The 17913-nt window shown below is 74.3% G+C and carries 14 protein-coding genes; 5 read left to right on the top strand and 9 right to left on the bottom strand.

Features of this window, described 5'->3' with window-relative positions; genetic code table 11:
• Nucleotides 1-368: 368 nt before the first annotated feature.
• On the bottom strand, nt 369-1493 hold the full coding sequence (locus tag FS882_RS10695; protein ID WP_262348215.1) for a YibE/F family protein: 1125 nt from the start codon (nt 1491-1493) through the stop codon (nt 369-371).
• An 87-nt stretch (nt 1494-1580) separates the two neighbouring features.
• Entirely contained in the window at nt 1581-2966 is a 1386-nt protein-coding gene (locus tag FS882_RS10690) for a glycine--tRNA ligase (protein WP_158373060.1), read from the bottom strand.
• A gap of 168 nt (nt 2967-3134) precedes the next feature.
• On the opposite strand from FS882_RS10690, the gene FS882_RS10685 reads away from it, so the two are divergent.
• Genes FS882_RS10685 through FS882_RS10675 form a run of 3 tightly spaced genes read left to right on the top strand, consistent with a single transcriptional unit; the run spans nt 3135 to nt 5796 of the window.
• Nucleotides 3135-4088: a metal ABC transporter substrate-binding protein gene (locus tag FS882_RS10685; RefSeq protein WP_158373059.1), complete on the top strand. Its 954-nt coding sequence runs from the start codon at nt 3135-3137 to the stop codon at nt 4086-4088.
• Entirely contained in the window at nt 4085-4876 is a 792-nt protein-coding gene (locus FS882_RS10680; protein WP_158373058.1) for a metal ABC transporter ATP-binding protein, read from the top strand. The genes FS882_RS10685 and FS882_RS10680 overlap by 4 nt, the downstream gene beginning before the upstream one ends.
• 23 nt (nt 4877-4899) lie before the next feature.
• Nucleotides 4900-5796: a metal ABC transporter permease gene (locus FS882_RS10675; protein WP_158373232.1), complete on the top strand. Its 897-nt coding sequence runs from the start codon at nt 4900-4902 to the stop codon at nt 5794-5796.
• A 101-nt stretch (nt 5797-5897) separates the two neighbouring features.
• Here the strand turns inward: FS882_RS10675 and FS882_RS10670 are convergent, their stop codons facing one another.
• Nucleotides 5898-6746 (bottom strand): PRD domain-containing protein, encoded by an 849-nt coding sequence (locus tag FS882_RS10670; RefSeq protein WP_158373057.1) that lies wholly within the window; start codon nt 6744-6746, stop codon nt 5898-5900.
• A gap of 87 nt (nt 6747-6833) precedes the next feature.
• Nucleotides 6834-8846 carry a glucose PTS transporter subunit IIA gene (locus tag FS882_RS10665; protein ID WP_158373056.1) on the bottom strand — a complete coding sequence of 671 codons (2013 nt, stop codon included), beginning with the start codon at nt 8844-8846 and terminating at the stop codon, nt 6834-6836.
• 236 nt (nt 8847-9082) lie between these two features.
• On the opposite strand from FS882_RS10665, the gene FS882_RS10660 reads away from it, so the two are divergent.
• Complete coding sequence (locus FS882_RS10660) at nt 9083-9724, top strand: DedA family protein (protein ID WP_187365259.1); 642 nt, start codon at nt 9083-9085, stop codon at nt 9722-9724.
• A gap of 141 nt (nt 9725-9865) precedes the next feature.
• Here FS882_RS10660 and FS882_RS10655 read toward each other — a convergent pair whose 3' ends face one another.
• The 5 genes from FS882_RS10655 to FS882_RS10635 all read right to left on the bottom strand — a co-directional run bounded on the left by FS882_RS10655 (nt 9866) and on the right by FS882_RS10635 (nt 17475).
• Nucleotides 9866-12316: a transglycosylase domain-containing protein gene (locus tag FS882_RS10655; protein ID WP_158373055.1), complete on the bottom strand. Its 2451-nt coding sequence runs from the start codon at nt 12314-12316 to the stop codon at nt 9866-9868.
• A 126-nt stretch (nt 12317-12442) separates the two neighbouring features.
• Nucleotides 12443-13219: an isoprenyl transferase gene (locus tag FS882_RS10650; RefSeq protein ID WP_158373054.1), complete on the bottom strand. Its 777-nt coding sequence runs from the start codon at nt 13217-13219 to the stop codon at nt 12443-12445.
• Nucleotides 13219-13950 (bottom strand): DNA repair protein RecO, encoded by a 732-nt coding sequence (gene recO / locus FS882_RS10645; protein ID WP_158373053.1) that lies wholly within the window; start codon nt 13948-13950, stop codon nt 13219-13221. Before recO ends, FS882_RS10650 begins: the two co-directional genes overlap by 1 nt.
• 192 nt (nt 13951-14142) lie before the next feature.
• On the bottom strand, nt 14143-15915 hold the full coding sequence (gene leuA / locus FS882_RS10640) for a 2-isopropylmalate synthase (protein WP_158373052.1): 1773 nt from the start codon (nt 15913-15915) through the stop codon (nt 14143-14145).
• Between the two features lie 174 nt (nt 15916-16089).
• On the bottom strand, nt 16090-17475 hold the full coding sequence (locus tag FS882_RS10635) for a PQQ-binding-like beta-propeller repeat protein (protein ID WP_158373051.1): 1386 nt from the start codon (nt 17473-17475) through the stop codon (nt 16090-16092).
• 127 nt (nt 17476-17602) lie between these two features.
• Here FS882_RS10635 and FS882_RS10630 point away from each other — a divergent pair.
• The coding region (locus FS882_RS10630) for a hypothetical protein (protein ID WP_158373050.1) at nt 17603-17913 on the top strand (311 nt) is incomplete at its 3' end.

The raw sequence follows: 17913 nt of genomic DNA, 5'->3' as shown, positions 1-17913 counted from the left end.
TACCCGCACAGCCAGAGTGCCCGACCAGCCCGAGCATCTGCCGAGACGGCAGCACACGCGGGGTTCGAGGCCCCCGAACCCCGCACCTGCTGCAGGCTCGGCGCCACGACCGCGCCGCGCACGACCTGGACACCCCGCGGGCCGTCGTCCTCGCCCGGCTCGCGGCCCGCGGCGGGACCGGCCCCGACGACGTCCCCGTCCCCCCGGCCCGGGCCATGGCCTACCTCGACGCCTTCGAGGTCCCGACACCGGACGAGGGCCCTCTCCACGTCGTCACCTGACGACGCCCGGTCGACGCCGAGTCTCCGCCGGCGGCCTGTGCGGCGCGCACGGTGCGCAGTCCGGATCCGGAGACTCGGCGGGTCGGCTCAGGAGCGGGGAGCGTCGGCCTCGGCCGGCGAGGCGGGCGCGGCGGGCGCGGCGACCGCCGGCGGCGCCGGGGCCGGGGCCAGGGCCGCGGCGATCGCGGTCGTCAGCGGGATCGCCAGCACCAGGCCGATCGACCCGACCAGCGTCCGCACGACCTCCTCCGCGATCTCCCCGCTCGTCAGCGTGTCGAGCAGCGTCCGGTCCGACATCGCCACGAGCAGGATCAGCGGCAGCGCCGCCCCGAGGTACGCGAACGCCACGGTGTACACGGTCGACGCGATGTGGTCCCGCCCGATCCGCATGCCGCCCCGGAACAGGTCCCGCCGGGAGGCGGCCGGCGACAGCGCCCGGATCTCCCACACCGCCGACACCTGCGTGATGGTGACGTCGTTGAGCACGCCCAGCCCGGCGAGCACGATGCCGCAGAGCAGGATCCCCTGCAGGTCGGCCTCGGGGGCGTTGGCGCGCAGGTCCAGCGCGTACTCGCCGCTGAGCGCATTGAGGTGCGTCGCCCCGGTGGCCCAGGCGGCGAGCGCGCCGGTCGCCAGCAGCCCGCCGAGGGTGCCGAGCAGCGCGGTGGACGTCCGGATCGACACCCCGTGCGCCAGGTAGAGCAGCACGAACATGAGCGCCGACGCGGTGACGAGGGCGATCGGCAGCGGCGGCCCGCCCGTGAGCAGCGCGGGGACGGTGAACCACAGCACCCCGCCGACGGACACGACCAGGCCCGCGAGCGCGCCGAGCCCGCGCAGCCGCGCCACCGCCAGCACGAGGACGCCCATCACCGCGGCGAGCAGCGCCATCGGCGGCCCGCGCACCAGGTCGACGAACACGTACGGCGGCGCCCCGCCGGCCTGCGGGAGCGTCAGCACCCGGATCCGGTCGCCCGCCTCGATGACGTCGAGGTACTCGGGGGCGACCTGCACGGTGATCGACGCGCCGTCGTCGGTCTCCGCGAGCAGCGCCGGCCCGCTCTCCGCGTCCGCGAGCAGGTCGACGTCGGTCGCGGTCGCCTCGACGTACGACGACCCGTCCGGCGTGGTCTGCAGCGTCGGCGCGTCCTCGCGCGGCCAGAGCGCCACGAGCCCGGCGACGGTCGCCAGCAGCGCGACGCCGAGCAGCACGAGGACGACGGCGCGGGCCCGCCGCCCGACGGTGACGTCGGCGGCGGGACCCGCGCCGTGCGCGTGGCCGTGCGAGCCGCCCAGGGGTCAGGCCCCGACGAGCCGCTGCGCGAGGTAGCCGGTCACCTGGTCGAGCGCGACGCGCTCCTGCGTCATGTCGTCGCGGTGCCGGATGGTGACGGCCTGGTCCTCGAGCGTGTCGAAGTCGACCGTGATGCAGAACGGGGTGCCGATCTCGTCCTGGCGGCGGTACCGGCGGCCGATGGCGCCCGCGTCGTCGAAGTCGACGTTCCACGACTTCCGGAGCTCGGCGGCGAGGTCGCGCGCCTTCGGCGACAGGGCCTCGTTGCGGGACAGCGGCAGCACGGCGGCCTTGACCGGCGCGAGGCGCGGGTCGAGCTTGAGCACGGTGCGCTTGTCGACGCCACCCTTGGCGTTCGGGGCCTCGTCCTCGGCGTACGACTCGACGAGGAACGCCATGAGCGACCGGGTCAGGCCGGCGGCCGGCTCGATGACGTACGGCACCCAGCGCTCGTCCTTGGTCTGGTCGAAGTACGACAGGTCCTGGCCGGAGTGCTTCGAGTGCGTCGACAGGTCGAAGTCGGTGCGGTTCGCGATGCCCTCGAGCTCGCCCCACTCCGAGCCGGAGAAGCCGAATCGGTACTCGATGTCGACGGTGCGCTTGGAGTAGTGCGACAGCTTCTCGGCGGGGTGCTCGTAGTGCCGCAGGTTCTCGCGCGAGATGCCCAGGTCGACGTACCAGTCGGTGCGCTGGTCGATCCAGTACTGGTGCCAGGTCTCGTCGGTGCCGGGCTCGACGAAGAACTCCATCTCCATCTGCTCGAACTCGCGGGTCCGGAAGATGAAGTTGCCGGGCGTGATCTCGTTGCGGAACGACTTGCCGATCTGGCCGATGCCGAACGGCGGCTTCTTGCGCGCGGTGGTCAGCACGTTCGCGAAGTTCACGAAGATGCCCTGCGCGGTCTCCGGCCGCAGGTAGTGCAGGCCCGACTCGTCCTCGACGGGGCCGAGGTAGGTCTTGAGCATCATGTTGAAGTCGCGCGGCTCGGTCCACTGGCCGCGGGTGCCGCAGTTCGGGCAGGCGATCTCGGCGAGGCCGCCCTCGGGCGCGCGGCCCTTCTTCTCCTCGAACTCCTCGACCATCTGGTCCTCGCGGAACCGCTTGTGGCAGTGCAGGCACTCGGTGAGCGGGTCGGTGAACACGCCGACGTGGCCCGAGGCCACCCACACCTGGCGGGGCAGGATCACCGCGGAGTCGAGGCCGACGACGTCGTCGCGCGACTGCACGACGGTCCGCCACCACTGCTTCTTGATGTTCTCCTTGAGCTCGACGCCCAGGGGCCCGTAGTCCCACGCGGAGCGGGAACCGCCGTAGATCTCCCCGCTCTGGAAGACGAAGCCGCGCCGCTTGGCGAGGGAGACGACGGAGTCGAGACGGGAGGGTGCTGCCACGGTGAGTGCTCCTGGTGCCGAGGTCCTGCGCGCCTGGGTGGCGCGGGGGAAGGGATCGTCGGACAGGCTACCGGGCCGGGGCGGCCCGTGACCGGCGGCGCCGCACGCCGGACGGGCACCGCGAGAAGCGGTTTTGACACTCGTTCTCAACAGTCGGATGATGGGGACATGTCCTTCCGCCGCACCACCCTGCCCCTCGCCGTGTCCGCGGGCGCCGTCCTCGCGCTCGCCGCCTGCTCCTCGGGGGGCTCCGGCGGCTCCGGCGGCGGCTCGGGCGACGGCGACGGCATCGCGGTGCTGGCGTCGTTCTACCCGCTGCAGTACGTGGCGGAGCAGGTCGGCGGCGACCTGGTGCAGGTCGACACCCTGACGCCCCCCGGCGCGGAGCCGCACGACCTCGAGCTCTCCCCCGCCCAGGTGGACGAGGTCGGTCGCGCCGACCTCGTGGTCTACCTCTCGGACTTCCAGGCCGCCGTGGACGACGCGGTCGACGCCAACCCGCCGGCGCACGTGGTGGACGCGGCGCAGGACACCGAGCTGCACGCCGCCGAGCACGCCGAGGACGGGGACGAGGCAGCGGACGGCCACGGCGATCACGCACATGGCTCCCTCGATCCGCACTTCTGGCTCGACCCGACCCGCCTGCCGCCGGTCGCCGACGACGTCGCCGCGCAGCTCGCCGAGATCGACCCGGACCACGCGGACGAGTTCCAGGCCAACGCCGAGGCGTTCGCGCAGCGGATGGCCGACCTGGACGCCGAGTACGAGACCGGCCTGGCGTCCTGCGAGAGCCGCACGATCGTCACCACCCACGAGGCCTTCTCCTACCTCGCCGAGCGGTACGACCTGGAGCAGGTCGGGATCTCCGGCGTCGACCCCGAGGGCGAGCCGTCGCCGGCGCGCCTGGCCGAGGTCGGGAGGGTCGTGCAGGACGAGGGCGTGTCCACGATCTTCTTCGAGACGCTCGCCAGCCCGAAGGTCGCCGAGACGCTGGCCGACGAGCTGGGCGTCGACACCGCGGTGCTGGACCCGCTGGAGGGCCTGACGGACGACACGCAGGACTACGTCTCGGTGTCCCAGGCCAACCTGGAGACGCTCCGTACGGCACTCTCGTGCTCGTGACCGACACCACCGCGCCCGAGCCGGCCGTCCTCGCCACCGGCGTCGACGTCGTCCTCGGCGGGCACCAGATCCTGCAGGGGGTCGACCTGCGGGTCGAGCGCGGCGAGGTCGTCGCCCTGCTCGGCGCCAACGGCTCCGGCAAGTCCACGCTGGTCCGCGCGCTGCTCGGCATCGCGCCGCGCACGGCGGGCGAGGTCCGGCTGCTCGGCGGCGCGCTCGGCGACGGCGTCCCGTGGGACCGGATCGGCTACGTGCCCCAGCGGCTGCCCGCCGGCGGCGGCGTCCCGGCCACCGCGGTCGAGGTCGTCGTGTCCGGACTGGTGCACGGTCGCACGCTCCGCCCGCCGCGGGACGCCCGGAAGCGGGCGCTCGCCGCGCTGGAGCAGGTGGGCATGGCCCGGCACGCGCGCCGCTCGGTGCTGCAGATGTCGGGCGGCCAGCAGCAGCGGGTGCTCATCGCCCGCGCGCTGGTCCGCGAGCCCGACCTCCTGGTGCTCGACGAGCCGACCTCCGGGATCGACCTGCCGACGCAGGAGACGTTCGTCGCCACGGTCCGCCGGCTGCATGAGCAGGGCGGCACGGTCCTGGTGATCCTGCACGAGCTCGGCTCGTTCGCCGGGCTCATCGACCGCGCGGTCGCCCTGCGGCACGGCCGGGTCGTCTACGACGGCCCGCCGCCGACCCCGCGCGGCGAGCACGCCGGCCCCGAGCACGAGCACACCCACCCGCACGCCGACCCGCCCCCGCCGGACCCGGGCACCGGGCTGTCCATGGAGGTCCTGCCGTGACGTGGTTCGAGACGCTCGGGGCGATGCTGTCGTCCCCGCTGATGCAGCGGGCGCTGATCGCCGCCGTGCTGGTCGGCGCCGCCGCGCCGGTGGTCGGCACGTTCCTCGTCCAGCGGCGGCTCGCGCTGATGGGCGACGGGCTCGGCCACGTCGCGCTCACCGGCGTCGCGCTCGGCTGGCTCGTCGGCACCTGGGCGGGTCTGGTCCCCCAGGACACGCTCGCCATCCCGGGCGCGGTGGTCGCGGCGCTGATCGGGTCGGTCGCGATCGAGTGGGTGCGCGCGCGCGGCCGCACCTCCGGCGACCTGGCGCTCGCGCTCATGTTCTACGGCGGCATCGCCGGCGGCGTGCTGCTGATCAAGCTGGCCGGCGGCACGAACGCCAACCTGGTGTCCTACCTGTTCGGCTCGATCTCGACCGTGTCGACCGGCGACCTGTGGTGGACCGCCGGCCTCGCCGTCGGCGTGCTCCTGGTCGGGCTCGGCCTGCGGCACGTGCTGTTCGCGGTGAGCCACGACGAGGAGTTCGCCCGCGGCTCCGGCCTGCCGGTCACCGCGCTGAACATGGTCGTCGCCGCCATGTCGGCGCTCACCGTCACGATCGCCATGCGGGTCGTCGGCCTGCTGCTGGTCAGCGCGCTGATGATCGTCCCGGTGGCGGTCGCGCAGCTGGTGGTCGGCTCGTTCTCCCGGGTGATGGCCCTGGCGTCGGGCATCGGCGTAGCCGTCAGCGTGGTCGGGCTGTCGATCACCTACTGGGAGGACATCCCGCCGGGGGCGACCATCGTGCTGCTGGCGATCGGGCTGTACGCGCTGGCGGCGGTCACCCGGCCGCTGCTGGCCCGGCGGCGGACCGACGACGCGCCGCACGACCCGCACCCGGAGCTGCCGGACGACGTGGAGCTCCCCGCGGTCCGCTGAGTCCCCGGCGCCGTGACCCGCCGGGTGGCGCGTCCTGCCGGACTCGCCGGTGCGTGTCGGGCGGGTCGCTGACGTGAGCCGGCTCACCGGTCGGGCCGGCCTCAGGCCGGCTGCTGCGCGTCCTGGACCACGCGCGCGACGTGCAGCGCCAGGTACGCCACCTCGTCCGGCGTCAGCGACGCCTGCAGCCGGACCTCGACCAGCCGCGCGAGCCGGTCGGCCGTGTCCACGGCCTCCGGGTAGGTCTGCCGGATCGCGTCGCCGACCGCGGAGTGCCGGGCGTCGTCGAGCTGGCGGCGCTGGTGCACCCGGACGAACAGGTAGCGCAGGTGCGTCACGAACCGGCCGACGCTCACCGAGCCGGCCTCGAGCACGACGCCGTGCGCGCCGGCCACGACGTCGAGGAACTGCTGGATCAGGCCGGTCATGGTGTAGCTGAACGCGAGGTCGCCGGTCGCGAACCCGGCGTTGACCAGGTGCAGCGCCAGGCCGACGGCCTCGGTGGCCGGCAGCGGGGTCGCCACGCGGGCGTTGATGGCGGCGAGGAGGCGGGTGGCCTGGGCGTGCTCCCCCGCGTACAGGTTGGTCACCTCGGCGAGCAGCGGGTACTCGACCGTCTGTCCCGCCTCGGCCCGCGCCAGCGCGAAGCTGACGTGGTCCGCCATCGCGACGACGAGCGCCGGCCGGGCCGCGACGGCCTGCAGGCCGACCTCGGTGAGTGCGTCGCCGACCAGCTGGACGTGCTCCGGCGGGATGCCCGCGAGCAGACCCGCGAGGTGGTCCGGGTCCCGGCCGTCGTCGGGGCGGAAGACGCGCACGACCCGCCCGGGGTCCGCACGGTCGCCCGGCTTCGCCTGGAAGCCCAGCCCGCGGCCGGTGAGGATCACCTCGGAGCCGTCCTCGTCGCGCGCGAGCACCAGGTTGTTGTTGAACACGCGGAGGATGTCCACGTCGCTCCTCGCCGGGGTCGGGGGTGCGACGCCCGGGGGCGCCGCGCGCGGGGGCCGCACCGTCCGGCGCGGCCCCCGCGAGGGCGGTCAGGGCTCGACGTCGATGACGACGCCGCCCCGGGCGACGCTACCGGCCGGGCGGGGCTCGACGCGCGTGAGCGCGCGGGCGTTGACCACCGTGACGAGCGTCGTGGTGTCGTACCCGGCCTCGCGGACGACGCCGAGGTCGACCGTGACGAGCCGGTCCCCCGCGGCCACGTGCTCGCCCTTGCGGACGGCCACCTGGAAGCCGGTGCCGGCGAGCCTGACGGTGTCGATCCCGACGTGGACGAGCACCTCGACCCCGTCGGCGGTCTTCAGGCCGAAGGCGTGGCCCGTGTCGGCGACCGTCAGCAGCTCGCCCGCGACCGGGGCCACCACCACGCCGTCCGACGGGACGACGCCGACGCCCTCGCCGAGCGCCTTGGAGGCGAACACCGGGTCGTCGACCTCGGCGAGCGGGACGATCTCGCCGGCCACGGGGGCCAGGACGGCGGCGGTGGGCCCCGCCGGCGCCGCGGCCGCCGGGACCGGGGCGGCGGCCGCCGACGCCGTCTCCAGCGCCAGGTCGGCCTCCGCCTGGGCCTTGGCGGCCAGGGCCTCGGCGCGCTGCTCCGGGGTGCGGTAGTCGGACACGATCACCAGCACCATCGACACCGCGAACGCCGCGGCGATCGCGATCAGGTACACCGGGATCGGGCTGAACACCGGGATGGTCAGCAGCGAGGTGAACGCGAAGGCGTTGGTGTCGACGCCGCCGAGCACGCCGATGATGATGCCGCCGGTGAGGCAGCCGACGAGCATGCGCGGGTAGATCCGCTTGAACCGCAGGTGGATGCCGTACAGCGAGGGCTCCGAGATGCCGCCGAGCAGGCCGGCTGCGAGCGCGCCGGTCGCGGTCTGCCGCATCTGCACGTCCCGGTCGCGGACCGCGAGGACGAGGACGCCGGCGGTGGCGCCGAAGCAGGCGAAGTTCCACGCGCCCATGGGGCCCTGGATGAAGTCGTAGCCGAGGGTGTTGAGGTTGACCAGCATCAGGGCGTTGAGCGGCCAGTGCAGGCCCAGCGGGACCAGGAACGGGTAGATCAGCGGGATCACGATGGCGAACACGATCGGGGCGTTGCCGTTGAGCCACGCCAGGCCGTCGCCGAGGCCGGAGCCGAGCCAGATGCCGAGCGGGCCGAGCAGGAACGCGGTGACCGGGATCATCGCGACCATCGACAGGAACGGCACGAACACCATCTGGATGTTCTCCGGGAACACCCGCTTCAGCCCGCGGTACACCGGGGCGAGCACCGCGACCATGATGAGCGGCACGAACACCTGGCCGCCGTAGTCGTTCAGCTGCATCGGCAGGCCGAACACGTCGGCGACGCACGCCGTGGTGCCGAGCGTGGCGTTGGTGGTGCACACCGTCGTGGCCGCGTCGGTGAGCTTCAGGAAGTCCGGCGTCATCACGGCGGCCATGATCGTGGCGCCGAGCCAGGGGTCGACCTGCAGCTTCTTGGCCGCGTTGTACGCCACCATGATCGGCAGGAAGTAGAACACCGCGCGCCACATCGCGTCGACGAACACCCAGGTCGCGGGCTTGTCCGCGGCGCGGAAGTCCACCACGCCGAGGGCGTCCAGCACCGCGGCGAACGCGATGATCAGCGAGGCGCCGAGCAGCACGCCGAGCAGCGGCCGGAACGAGTCGGACAGGTACTCGAAGACCGCGTCCAGCCAGGCGACCTTGCCGCGCGCCTTGGAGCGGGCGGCGGCCTTCACGTCGGCGTCGGACTGCCGGCCAGCGCCCACCCCGGACATCTGCGGCAGGTGCATGATCTGCGTGAACACCGTCTGCACGGCCCCGCCGACGACCACCTGGTAGCGCTCGCCGGACTGCGGCACGGCGCCCATCACGCCGGGCACCGCCTCCACGGCCTGCTGGTCGACCACCGAGGCGTCGCGCAGCTCGAAGCGCAGCCGGGTGGCGCAGTGGGTCAGGCTGAGGACGTTCTCCGGGCCTCCGACGGCCCGGATGATCTCCTCGGCACTGTCGCGCGTCGTCGCGGACGTCATGTTCGTACTCCTCGTCGAGGCCGTCGGCGTCGGGGCACAAAAAAAGACCTGAGGCGCATCGCTGCGACTCAGGTCTTGCCCCGCGACGACGGCGGGTAACAACCCTGGGTGAACTCAGGTTCGGCGAAGACGCTAGCACGTCCGCCGCGAGCCGAGACCGGGACCTCGGTCCCAGGGCCTCCCGGCGGTGGTCGCGGGGCGGCACCGCCGGTCCGCTCGCTCGTAGACTCGGGCGGGTGAGCGAGACGGCGGCGACGTACGGGATGGGCGGGTGGCCGTTCTGGGCCGTGATCGCCGGGCTGTTCGTCGTCGTGATGGCGCGCTCGCACCTGTTCTACTGGGTCGGCCGCGGGGTGACCTCGGGCGCGGCGCGGCTCGCTGACCGGGCGCCCGGCGCCGAGGACGAGGTCCCGGCCGCCGCGGGAGCGCCCGGCGACGGGACCGACCGCCCCGCCGCTCGCGGCGCAGCCGCCCGCGCGCGGGTCCTGCGTCTCATGCGCACCCCCACGGCCCGCCGCGGGCTGGACCTGGTGCACCGGTTCGGCCCGTTCGCGGTGACGCTCGCGTACCTCACCGTCGGGGTGCAGACGGCCGTGTTCGTCGGGTCCGGCCTGGTCCGGATGCCCTACTCCCGGTTCCTCGTCGCGTCGGTGCCGGGCAGCGTGGCGTGGGCCTTCGTGTGGGGCACCGTCGGCCTGGGCGCGGTCTGGGCGGCGGTCCGGCTCGCGACCGCGTCCCCGTGGGGCCTCGCGGCGGTGCTGCTGGTGCTCGCGGGGCTGGCGGCGTGGCTGGTCGCGCACCGGCGTGCCCGCGCCCGCCGCGCGGCCGGTCGGCGGGATGCCGCCGGCCGGGCCGCCCGCGCCGACCAGCTCGTCTGACGCCGGCGGGCCCGCCGCCGGGGCGCCGCGGGGTCGCCGATCCGCCCAGGGGGTACTCGACACGTCGAGCGAGTGGTCGGCGGGTACTCGCTCGGCGCGTCGGCTACCCCCTCGCCGGCTGAGGGGCGGCGACGCCCGCCCTCAGGCCGCGTCGTCCCCGGGTTCCGCCTCCGGCGCCGCGTCACCCTCGGACGGCGCCTGTCCGGCACCGGCGCCGTCGCGCCCCGCCCCGCTCGCGCTGCCGCCGCCGGACGAACCCCCGCCCGCCGGGCCGCGCGACGGGTACAGCGTGATCCGCGACCCCGGCTCGGCGCTGCCGATCCGGCTCTGGCTCGCGATGGTCCCGGCCGGCAGGTCCGACGCCGTGCTGCCGCCGATCACCGCCTCGAACCCGGCCTGCCGCAGCGCCGCCACCGCCGCGTCCCGGTCCAGGCCCACCACGGACGGCACCGACGACGAGCGGCCCAGCCGGGTCTGGTCGGTCACCGGGGTGAACGCGGGGTTCGGCTGCCCGTCCGCGAGAGCGGCGTCCATGAAGTCCCGCCACGCCACCCCCGCGATGGTCGCGCCGAAGACGTGCTGGTGCCGTCGGCCGTCGATCACCACGTTCTGCATCGGCCGGAACGCGTCCGGGTAGCCCACCCAGGTGGCGGCGGCGAGCCGGGGCGTGTAGCCGACGAACCAGGTCTGCTCGTTGCGGCTGGTGGTGCCGGTCTTGCCGGCCGCGGCGTACCCCGGCGTCCCGAGCGACCGCCCGGTGCCCTGCCACACGTGCCCCAGGGCGTGGTTCATCGCGGCGGCGACGTCCGGGTCGATCGCCTGGGAGCACCCGGCGTCCGGCACCGGCAGCGCGGCGCCCTCCGCGTCGCGCACCGCGCTGACCGCCACCGGGGTGCAGAACACGCCGTCCGCCGCGAAGGCCGCGTACGCCCCCGCGAGGGCCAGCGGGGACGTCGACTCGGAGCCGAGGACGTTCGCCGCGTACGCGCCGAACGGCTCGCCCTCGCGCCCGGGCGAGGACTGCGTGACGCCCAGGTCGGCGGCGCCCTGCATGATGTCGCAGAGGTCGAGCTGCATCGCCATCGACAGGTACGCGAGGTTCACCGAGCGCTGCGTCGCCTGGAGCACCGACATCCGGCCCGCGCCGCCCTCGGCGTTGCGCACCGGCCACGTCTGGCTCGGCAGCCGGGACCCGCAGGCGGTGAACTGGTTCGTGTTGAGCGTGCGGGCCGTGCCGTCCACGCTCGCCCCGAGGTGGTTCCCCCGCTCGAGCCACTCCAGCAGCGTGAACGGCTTGAGGGTCGAGCCGGGTGCGAAGCCGCCGGACCCGCCGTAGGAGAACGAGGTGCTGTAGTTCACCGACACGGCGGACCCGCCCGCCTGGGCGGTGTTGTCGAAGGTGCGGTTCTGCGCCATCGCCACGACGCGGCCGGTCCCGGGCTCGACGACCACCATGGCGGAGCCGACGCCCGAGCGGTCGTCCACCGGCACCCGCGCCTTCACCTGCTCGTCCGCGAGCGCCTGCAGCCGCGGGTCGAGCGTCGTGGTGATGACCAGGCCGCCCCGGTACAGCAGGTCGGCCCGCTCCTCGGGCGTCTCACCGAACGCGGGGTCGTGCCGGATCACCTGGGTGACGTAGTCGCAGAAGAACCCGGCGCCCGGGATCGCGGCGTCCGCCGCCATGCAGCCGCTGCGCGCCTCGCTGACCCGCAGGGTGTCCGCGACCGGGGTCGCGACCGCGGCGTCGTGCTCCTCGGGCGTGATGTAGTCCTGGTCCCGCATCAGCATCAGCACGGTGTTGCGGCGCTGCTCGGCGGCGGCCGGCGACCGGGTCGGGTCGAGAGCGCTCGGGCTCCTGGTGATCCCCGCGATCGTCGCGGCCTCCACCAGGTCGAGCTCCGCCGCCGGCTTGCTGAAGTACCGCCGGGCGGCCGACTCCGCGCCGTACACCGCCACGCCGAACGGTGCGATGTTGAGGTAGCTCGCCAGGATCTCCTCCTTGGTGAGCTCCTGCTCCAACGCGACCGCGAGCCGCGCCTCCCGGAGCTTGCGGGCGTAGCCCTCCGCGCCGTCGGACTCCTGCGCGGCCGCGACGCCCGCGTGGTCGCCGTCGCGGGCCGACCGCTCGATGAGCACGTTCTTCACGTACTGCTGCGTCAGCGTCGACGCGCCCTGCTGGGACCCGGTGAGCTGGTTCTGCACGAGGGCGCGGGCCATGCCGGTGGGGTCGACGCCGCCGTGGTCGAAGAACCGCCGGTCCTCGGTCGCCACCACCGCGTGCTGCAGGTGCACCGACACCTGGTCGAGCGGCACGACCACCCGGTCCTCGGCGAAGAACTCCGCGAACGGGGTGCCGTCCGCGGCGGTCATCACGGACCGCTGGGACAGCGGGCGGCGTTCCAGGTGCGAGGGCAGGTCCCGGAGCGCCTCGTCGCCGAGGTCGGTGGCGGTGCGCGCGACCGCGGCGACCGGCATGAGCGTGCCGGCGAGCAGCAGCCCTCCGGTGACCGACGCGAGCACGAACGCCAGCAGGAGCGCGAGCACCTGCGTCGGGGTCACGTGGACCCGGGAGGGCCGGGTGGGACGAGTCATGCGCGCGACGCTAGGTAGCGTGGCGGCACCCCGTGCCCGGCCGGGTGGCCGACGTAGGTGGACCCGTGGGGATGACCGGGAGCCGTGGTGAAGACGCCGTGCCCACCTACGCAGCGACCGCCCGGGTCAGGCGGTCGCGGGCTTGTCCACCGCGCCGCCGTACCGGCGGTCGCGGCGGGCGTACGTCTCGACGGCGCGCCACAGGTGCCGGCGGTCGACGTCGGGCCAGGGCTCGTCGAGGAACACCAGCTCGGCGTACGCGGCCTGCCAGATCATGAAGTTCGACGTGCGCTGCTCCCCGGACGAGCGGAGGAACAGGTCGACGTCCGGCAGGTCCGGCTCGTCCAGGTAGCGCTGGATCGTCTTCTCGGAGACCTTGTCCGCCTTCAGCCGGCCCGCCGCCACGTCCTGCGCGATCGCCTTCGCGGCGTCGGCGATCTCCGCGCGGCCGCCGTAGTTCACGCACATCGTCAGCGTGCAGGTGGTGTTGCCGGCGGTGAGGCGCTCGGCCTCCTCCAGCTCGGAGATGACCGACCGCCACAGCCGCGGGCGCCGTCCGGCCCAGCGCACCCGGACGCCCCAGTCGTTCATCACGTCCCGGCGGCGGCGCAGCACGTCCCGGTTGAAGCCCATGAGGAACCGCACCTCCTCGGGCGACCGGGACCAGTTCTCCGTCGAGAACGCGTACGCGGAGACGTGCTTCACACCGATCTCGATCGCTCCGGCGACGACGTCGAGCAGCGACGCCTCCCCCGCCGCGTGCCCGGCGGTGCGCGGCAGCCCGCGGGCGTTCGCCCACCGGCCGTTGCCGTCCATGACGATCGCGACGTGCTGCGGGACGAGCTCCTTCGGCAGCACGGGCGGGCGGGCCCCGCTCGGGTGCGGGGGCGGCGGAACCGGCATCAGATCCTCTCGACCATCGGCAGCGAGCGCAGCGTGCGCTCCAGGTGGAACTGGGAGTACGCGGACACCAGGCCGTTGCCCTCCTTGCGGTGCCGCTCCGCGGACGCCTCGGCCACGGGCCAGTCGCCGACGAGCAGGGCCGTCAGCAGCTCGAACGTCTCCCGGGCCGGGGCGGTCGCGCCCGGCGGGCGGCAGGACGTGCAGACGGCGCCGCCCTGGGCGACCGCGAACGAGTGGTGCGGCCCCGGCCGGCCGCAGCGGGCGCAGTCGGTGAACGACGGGGCCCAGCCCGCGATCGCGAGCGCGCGCAGCAGGTAGGAGTCCAGCACCAGGCCCGGCGCGTGCTCCCGGGCCGCGAGCGAGCGCACCGCGCCGACCAGCAGCCAGTACTGCTGCAGCGCGGGCTCGCGCTCGGCCTCGACCAGCCGCTCGGCGGTCTCCAGCATCACGGTGCCCGCGGTGTACAGGGCGTAGTCCTCGCACACCGGCCGGCCGTAGGCGCCGAGCGTCTCGACCTGGGTGACCACGTCGAGGTTCCGGCCGGTGTTCAGCTGCACGTCGATGTGCATGAACGGCTCGAGCCGGGAGCCGAACCGCGAGGTCGTGCGACGGACGCCCTTGCCGACCGCGCGCACCTTGCCGTGGCTGCGGGTCAGCAGGGTGACGATCCGGTCCGCCTCCCCCAGCTTGTGGGTGCGCAGCACGATCGCCTCGTCGCGGTAGAGGCTCACGCTCGTATTGTCCCCCGCGACCGCCCCGGACCGCGCACCTGTTCGCCGACCGCGTGCCGCGCCCCCGCGGAACCTCCACCCGGACGCGGCGACGCCCGGCCCCGCTGCCGCGCGCGGGTGGGCGCGGCGGGCGGGACCGGGCGCTGGGGCCGGTCGGGGGTGGCGCCGGCCCCGTCCAGGGGCCCGCGCGGGTCAGCGGGAGGCGGCCGCCTCGCGCTCGGCGCGGTTGACGGCCGAGATGATGGCCTTGAGCGAGGCGGTCGTGATGGAGGAGTCGATCCCGACGCCCCACAGCGTCCGGTCGCCCACGGCGCACTCGACGTACGCGGCGGCCGCGGCGTCACCGCCGGCGGACAGCGCGTGCTCGGCGTAGTCGAGCACCTGCACCCGGGCGCCGACCTGGTCGAGCGCGGCGACGAACGCCGCGATCGGGCCGTTGCCGGAGGCCTCGACGGTGCGGTCGACGCCGCCGTCCACCAGGTCGACCGCGAGCGTGTCCGGGCCCTCCTCGGCGCTGGTGGTCCGGGTGCCGCGGAGCGCGAACCGGCCCCAGGCGTCCAGGTCGGACGCGGCGTCGACGGGCAGGTACTCGTCGGTGAAGATCCGCCACAGCACGTCGGCCGTGACCTCCGAGCCGTGGGCGTCGGTGTACCGCTGCACGACCTGCGAGAACTCGATCTGCAGGCGGCGCGGCAGGTCCAGGTCGCGCTCGGACTTCATCAGGTAGCTGATGCCGCCCTTCCCGGACTGCGAGTTGACCCGGATGATCGCCTCGTACGACCGGCCGACGTCCTTGGGGTCGATCGGCAGGTACGGGACCGCCCAGACGAGGTCGTCGACGTCCTTGCCCTCGGCCGCCGCCCGGGCCTCCATCGCGTCCAGGCCCTTCTTGATGGCGTCCTGGTGCGAGCCGGAGAAGGCGGTGAACACCAGGTCGCCGCCGTACGGGTGCCGCTCGGGGACGGCCATCTGGTTGCAGAACTCGACGACCCGGCGGATGTGGTCGATGCCGCCCCCGACGGAGAAGTCGATCTCGGGGTCGACGCCCTGGCTGAACAGGTTCATGCCCAGGGTCACCAGGCAGACGTTGCCGGTGCGCTCGCCGTTGCCGAACAGGCAGCCCTCGATGCGGTCGGCGCCGGCCAGGTAGCCCAGCTCGGCGGCCGCGACGGCGGTGCCGCGGTCGTTGTGCGGGTGCAGCGACAGCACCACGTTCTCGCGGTACCGCAGGTGGCGGCCCATCCACTCGATGGAGTCGGCGTAGACGTTGGGGGTGGCCATCTCGACCGTCGCCGGCAGGTTGATGATCACGGGCTTCTCGGCCGTCGGCTCGAACACGTCCAGCACGGCGTTGCAGATCCGGACCGCGAACTCGAGCTCGGTGCCGGTGTACGACTCCGGGCTGTACTCGTAGAACACCTCGGTCTCCGGGATGCTCTCCTCGTACTTCTTGCACAGGCGGGCGCCCGAGACGGCGATGTCGACGATGCCGTCCTCGTCGGACCGGAAGACGACCTCGCGCTGCAGCACCGAGGTCGAGTTGTACAGGTGGACGATCGCCTGCTTGGCGCCGGCGATCGCCTCGTAGGTCCGCTCGATCAGGTGCTCGCGCGACTGGGTCAGCACCTGGATGACGACGTCGTCGGGGATGCGACCCTCCTCGATCAGCATCCGCACGAAGTCGAAGTCGGTCTGCGAGGCGGACGGGAAGCCGACCTCGATCTCCTTGTAGCCCATCTGCACCAGCAGCTCGAACATCGCCAGCTTGCGGGCGGCGTTCATCGGCTCGATCAGCGCCTGGTTGCCGTCGCGCAGGTCGACGGCGCACCAGCGCGGCGCCTTCGTGATCTGCTTCGTCGGCCAGGTGCGGTCCGGCAGCTCGACCCGGATCTGGTCGGCGAACGGTCGGTACTTGTGCACCGGCATGCCGGACGGCTGCTGGGCGGTGCGGGTGTGGTAGCTCATCGGGGGTCCTTCGCTTCGCGGGTGCTGGGGTCAGCCGGCGCACCGAACACCGCGACGAGGATCCGGCCTAGAGGGCCTCGTCGCGGCGGCGAAGGAGGAGGCTGCGAAGCGTGAGCACGGTTCGACTGTACTCCGCACCACCCGGCGGACCGCAACCGCTCAGCATGCGGACGGCTAGGTCAGCAGGATCAGCTCGTCCCGGCTGCGGAGCACCAGGTGCCCGCCGACCGCGGTCACCGAGCGCACCCCCTGCTCGATCGGCAGCACCCACTCGAGCCCGCCGTCGGCCAGCCGGCGCGCCTCCATCGTCGGCGTGCCCGTCCCCGACCGTCCCGCGGCGAGCACGAGCGTGCCGTCGGTGAGCGGGGCCCACCACATGAGCACCCGCTCCGGTGACTCCCACTCGACGGTGCCCGTGCGCGCGGCCACCACCTGGTAGCCGTCGACCCCGAGCAGCAGCAGGTGCCCGCCGGCCTGCAGCCGCACCGCGCGGTACGTGTCGTGCCGCCACAGCTCCGTCCCGCCCGGGATCGACCGGGCGCTCAGCGTCCCGCCCTCGTCCATCACCAGCACGTCCGACGGGTCGCCGTCGGTGGCGGTGACCGCCGGGAACAGCGCGCGCGAGGTGAACAGCGGCCGCCCCGTCCGGTCGCGCACCACGCCCCCGTCCCCGCTCGACCAGGTCCCGAACACGTCCCGGGACAGCGACCCGACGACGAACGAGCCGCGCGGCGACGCGATGAGCTCCTCGCCGTCGGCGGCGTCCAGCACCGTCGCGGACCACCCCTGCAGCAGCACGAACGCGTCGTTGACCCGCAGCTCGGACCCGCTGACGATCCCCTCGCGCAGCCGCAGCGGGCTGCTGCCGCGGTACCACCAGACGCGGTGGCCGTCGGCGCCCGCGTACCGGCCGACCCGTGCGTGCCCGTCCGCGCCGACCCGCAGCACCACGAGGTCGTCCCCGATCCGCTCCACCGCCGCGAGCCGGCCCGACACCGTCCACCGGCCCAGGACGTCCCCGGTGGTGGCGTCGAGCGCCGACACCTGCGCCCAGCGCTCGTCGGGCGCCGGGAACGGCACCGTCCCGTGCCCCCCGCCGGCGACGACCGGGGGCTCGACCACGCAGAGGACCACCGGACCCACGTCCGCCGAGGCGTGCGGGCAGCCCGTCAGCGGACGGGTGCCGGCCACCGGGCCGAGGTCGCGGGTCCAGAGCCGCTCGCCGGACTCCTCGTCGTAGGCCGCCACCGCGAAGCGGCGGTCGCGCACCCCCGACACGACCAGCGCGCCGGATGCGGCCAGCACGTCCGCGGACCGGGCGACCGGGACGCGCCAGCGCGCCCACGGCGGCCCGTCCAGCGGGGCGAGCATCCCGGGCGCCACGACCACGGGGGCGTCGGGCGCCGCCGCGCGGCCGACCAGGGCACCGGCGACCACCAGCCCGAGCACGACCACCAGGGCGACCCAGCGACGCCGGTGCGCGGGCCGCGGCAGCCAGGTCCGAGGGCGTCCGGGCGCGCGGGGGCGGTCAGTGACGTCGACCAGCTCGACGTCCTGCATCGTCGCAGCAGACCGAAGCCGGCCCATGCGCCACTGTAGGCCCCGGGGCGCGCGGCGTCAGCGCCGGCGGCCGGGCGGCGGCCTCTCGGGCCGGGGTCGTGTCAGTGGTCGCCGGTAGCGTTCTACCATGGTTGACCTGCAGGAACACCCGGACGGCGACACGCTCGCCGATCCGGTGCTGCCGGTCTACGCCGCCGACGGGGTCTGCCTGACCGACTACGGCCCCGACCCCGTCGTAGCGTTCGGCGGGGCACCCCGGACCGGTGAGCAGCGGCAGGTCGAGGCCATCGCCGCCTGCCCGCCCGGACCCGTGCTCGACGCGTGGTTGCGGGGCCTGGACCTGACGGTGCTGTCCCCCGCCATCCTCGTGGAGGTCGTGGCGGCGCGGGCGCGGATGGAGGCCCACCAGCACGCCGCGATGCTCGACGCCGTCGCCGA

Source organism: Cellulosimicrobium cellulans (assembly GCF_007679345.1).
Taxonomy (GTDB): Bacteria; Actinomycetota; Actinomycetes; order Actinomycetales; family Cellulomonadaceae; genus Cellulomonas; species Cellulomonas cellulans_A.
Note: the sequence above shows the minus strand (reverse complement) of the source record. Positions and strands in the feature narration are given on the sequence as shown.

What these genes read in the sequence shown, in the direction of transcription:
- FS882_RS10685 (WP_158373059.1), top strand. Translation starts at nt 3,135, where the DNA reads ATGTCCTTCCGCCGCACCACCCTGCCCCTCGCCGTGTCCGCGGGCGCC.
- FS882_RS10675 (WP_158373232.1), top strand. Translation starts at nt 4,900, where the DNA reads ATGCTGTCGTCCCCGCTGATGCAGCGGGCGCTGATCGCCGCCGTGCTG.
- FS882_RS10665 (WP_158373056.1), bottom strand. Translation starts at nt 8,846, where the DNA reads ATGACGTCCGCGACGACGCGCGACAGTGCCGAGGAGATCATCCGGGCC.
- FS882_RS10655 (WP_158373055.1), bottom strand. Translation starts at nt 12,316, where the DNA reads ATGACTCGTCCCACCCGGCCCTCCCGGGTCCACGTGACCCCGACGCAG.
- FS882_RS10650 (WP_158373054.1), bottom strand. Translation starts at nt 13,219, where the DNA reads ATGCCGGTTCCGCCGCCCCCGCACCCGAGCGGGGCCCGCCCGCCCGTG.
- leuA (WP_158373052.1), bottom strand. Translation starts at nt 15,915, where the DNA reads ATGAGCTACCACACCCGCACCGCCCAGCAGCCGTCCGGCATGCCGGTG.
- FS882_RS10635 (WP_158373051.1), bottom strand. Translation starts at nt 17,475, where the DNA reads ATGCAGGACGTCGAGCTGGTCGACGTCACTGACCGCCCCCGCGCGCCC.